General features: G+C 32.5%; 3 protein-coding genes. All 3 read right to left on the minus strand.

Annotation, left to right across the window (positions count from 1 at the left end):
* Positions 1-378: hypothetical protein (locus GHO03_RS23805; RefSeq protein ID WP_153400638.1), on the minus strand; the 378-nt coding region annotated here is incomplete at its 3' end.
* 532 nt (positions 379-910) lie between these two features.
* Positions 911-2,506 carry a hypothetical protein gene (locus GHO03_RS23810; protein WP_153400639.1) on the minus strand — a complete coding sequence of 532 codons (1,596 nt, stop codon included), beginning with the start codon at positions 2,504-2,506 and terminating at the stop codon, positions 911-913.
* Between the two features lie 452 nt (positions 2,507-2,958).
* On the minus strand, positions 2,959-3,883 hold a 925-nt coding region (locus GHO03_RS23815; protein ID WP_153400640.1), incomplete at its 5' end, for a DUF3987 domain-containing protein.

Consider the following 3,883-nt stretch of genomic DNA (forward strand, 5'->3'; position numbering starts at 1 on the left):
AATAACCTTATTTCCATCATAATCTAATGGAATTAAGTCGCTTATAATCTTGTTGGATAGTGTTTTAGAAGCTCCACTAGGTGCGAGTAGCATAACCCAAGTATCTAACTCGGTTTTATTACTCATTTTAGGTATTTTCATAGTGGCTTTACTGAATAAACAAAAAGCTGAAATATATGAAAAAAAGCTAAATACTGGAATACCTAACGGTATGTCTGTGTTTTTTGAAAATCTATGAAATAGCATTGATAATGCATCATTTGTTTTTCTATTAACAAATGGGTTGTTAATCAACGGCAATATATCTTGCATGTTACTTGGTTCATCATTGAAAATTATCGAATTTAAATAACTTTCAGTTAAATCATTAATAGCCATTTTATTACCTCCTTAGTTGTTTAGTTAGTTGGTTTATATATAAAAACAACTTCCTTATATATATCATAACCCGGCATAATATTTTGTCAAGGAAGTTTATGACAAATAATGATTTTTATTTTAAAACCTATGACAGTTATGACAGGTATGACATACAACCATAAACGGCAAAAAACCCTTTAAAATCAATGAAATACAGAAACATCAAAACACAATGCACAAAAATAAATGAATGTCAATACCTATGACAAAATAATGTTTTTTTTTCAAAACGCTATGACACTATGACTTATGACAAACGCACTACCAAACCTCGTAAAATCAACCTTTTATGGGCCTAAATTTGTCATAAACCTCACTATGACAAGGTATGACAAAACCAGCTCGACGCTGCTTGAAATCTGGGGAAAAACCAAGCCCTTGACCCACGCTTTTCACCCAGAATCGCTTTTGATTTTGCCACTTGTGGCACGCTGATGAAAAAAAAGCAGAATTAAAAATTCTGCTTTTTTTACATCTCTATTAAAACAAATCAATGCAATTTCAATGTTTTGCGTGATGGAGTTAATTTTTTAGGTTTAAAACTTGCTTCAACATCATATTTTTCAAGTGATTTATTTTGTTCATCAAGATAATCATTGATTATCTTTCTACCTTCGGTAGTTGGTAATGCTTTATACATTTCATCAAGTTTTTTATTAACCTCAACAACTTTTTCTTTTGTTGGTCGCTTCGTGTCCATTTTCCAAGTTCTATTAACACAAACTTCAACAAAATCAGTTATTGACTTGAACATGTTTGATATTCTTTCAATGAATTTCAATTGGTCGTTTATATATTCGTCATTTCTTTTGATTTCATCAGCTTTGTATTTCTTTACATCATCATCAACCTTCTTTTTCTCCGATGTTTTAAATTCTTTCAACTGATTTGAATAATTGCTTTTAGTATCATTGAAACTTTTACTTAACTCACTAATTGCATTAGTGGCTTTTTTAGTTCTTTCATTAACTAAAATCAATTCATTATCAAGTTTTGTTTTTTGTTCCATGCCTCTACTTATGGAATTATAAACCCTGTCGATTTTAGGTTGGGAAGTGTCTTTTTTTATCAACCTGTTTCTTGCTTTTTTCTCTGCCGAATCGGGTATAACTTCAACAGATATATCATAGTTATATTTGGCAAGTTTTTCATTGACGTGTTTATAAATCATTTCTTGATAATCAACACCTAATTGAACGGCGGTTGAATATTTACCATCGTGCCTGTCGAGTGGTTCAAGACCTTTCAACCCCCTGAATTTATTCACCATTCTAAATTCTTGGTCGATTATGTCGTATTTATTTGTTTTACTGTTTTTACCATCTATGAATATATGCGGGTGAACAGCCAAGCCATTATCTTGGGGTGATGATATTTCATCACCATGAAACACAATCAATTTAATTGGATAATCTGGAAAATGTTCTTTATAAAAACTATTGATTGTATTTATATAATCAGCCGGTTTGATATTATCTACATTTTGATTAAATGGAAATTTCCAAAAAGCTTCTTGAACAACTGTTCTTTTCTGGTGAAAATTATCTGGTATAGGTTTTGAAAGTTCCATTTTTGAATTATGCAAATCAATGTAAGTTGATAGGCAAGACTTCTTTTGTTCCTTTCTTTTTAAAGTCAAAAGCTCTAACTGGGCAAGGGTTTCACCCTTGTTTATTGGTTCGTTTTTATTAGTCAATATACTTTCGAGAAGTGTAGAAAGTTCGGGTGATTCATTTTTTTGAATGAGTTGTTTCAGTTTATATGAGTATTTAGAAAGATCGGAATTGTTAACAGTGGATTGCTGTTTCGATTCACTTATTGCAACAGCAGGATCAACTATGCTGTTCAATATATCCCGGCGTTCAACTTTCGATAAATTTTCAAGTTGAATAATTTTATTGTTATGAACAATTAAGTTGTTCATTTTCAAATCTAGATTAAATTCCATCCCGTGTTTTTGAACAAGTCTTAATGAATGTTCAAGGGATTTAGTTAATTGATTAGTTCCGAGAATATTGCCTTTTGTTTTTGATTTCACACCGGTGAAATTTAAACGCTTCCAGATCATATTTTTGACTTTGGTCATCTTGCTCCTGATCGATGTTCACCTAACGGGTGAACTGAGTTGTCTTTGTCATCCAGAAGGCCCACAAGGCCGCTGGTGACTGCGTATGGCGATAACCCTGCCAAGGGTTGAGACTTCGCCAGAGTGGTCTACGAGAGAAATTAGAGCCAATGGAATTGGTGAAAATTTTCTAGTTGACCAGTTCAGCTTTTGATTTTGCTTCTGTCCCCCTGACAAGGGCCAGTAATAAATTCGCAAGCACGTAGTGCGTCTTTCCGAAGGAAAGTGTGAAATTATTATCAACTGGTTGATTATAAATCACGATTTAAAAATAAAAGCTCTTTTTCAAATAGTAACATTGATTTAATTGTTTTCAATAGACAGCATTAAAGTATGTATTCTTTTAATCAATCGCCCACTATTTCCATAATTTTTAATTATGGGAATAGGGGGTGAAATCGTTATTGAATACATCACTTTTCTAATATGGAAAACAATTTAGTTTTAAATTCTGGCTTGTGAATTCTAATTGAATTCAATATCAATATAAGTTCATCTTTCTTTATATTGAATTTTCTTTGAACAATTCTATTTCCAAAATCTTTTGAATTCTCATTGGCTCTAATAAAGTCCATGATTTGTTCAATTCTATCTTTTTTCACTGGTAATTTTAGTTCGAGAGTTCTCGCCCTAAACTTAACAAAATGCTGTAATGAATTAAGTAAATACATTGAAACTTTCAAACCATATTGTAAATCTTCACAAGAAACAACGGTTCCGGGTCTTTTATGTAAGATGTGATTAAATACGGCATATTTCCAACTTTCCATCATGTATGTGCGGTATTTGTTTTCATCGTTGGACATAAATTTAGAATATTGGCGATTCCAAAACCATGAAAAACATTCATCGTATACCGCTGCTGAACCTTCTTCAAAAGTATATGAATTTTCAAAGATATTCTGGGAAAATAAAGCGTTGAATGCGTCTTCAAGAGTATCATCAACGATTTTTTCAAGGTCATATAAGGCAAAATTAACCATAGGTCTATCATCGTCTTTCGTTGCAATGGCAACGGTATAACGCCTAAATAACCCATCATTCATTGATTGTTCGGATAAAGTATTAGCCATTGAATCAATTGTGTTGATGAATAGTTGGGTCATTCTAAACCCTTCAACAACAATATTGCCTTTTCCTGTCAAACGCTCTATTTTTTGACCTTCTTTTAATTTTAGAAGGTAGTCCCTCATTTCACTCATTGGGCCAGATGTTTGTTCAATACCTTTGAACATCTGGGCGGCTTCGTCTTCTATCCAAAAGCCTCTTTTATCGGTTATTTCATCAAGTTGTTTAATCATTCCAACCGGGCCAGCCGGTTTGGCAATATTCGGGGAA

The sequence above is a fragment of the Pseudomonas sp. FSL R10-1339 genome, from assembly GCF_009600545.1.
GTDB lineage: Bacteria > Pseudomonadota > Gammaproteobacteria > Pseudomonadales > Pseudomonadaceae > Aquipseudomonas > Aquipseudomonas bubulae.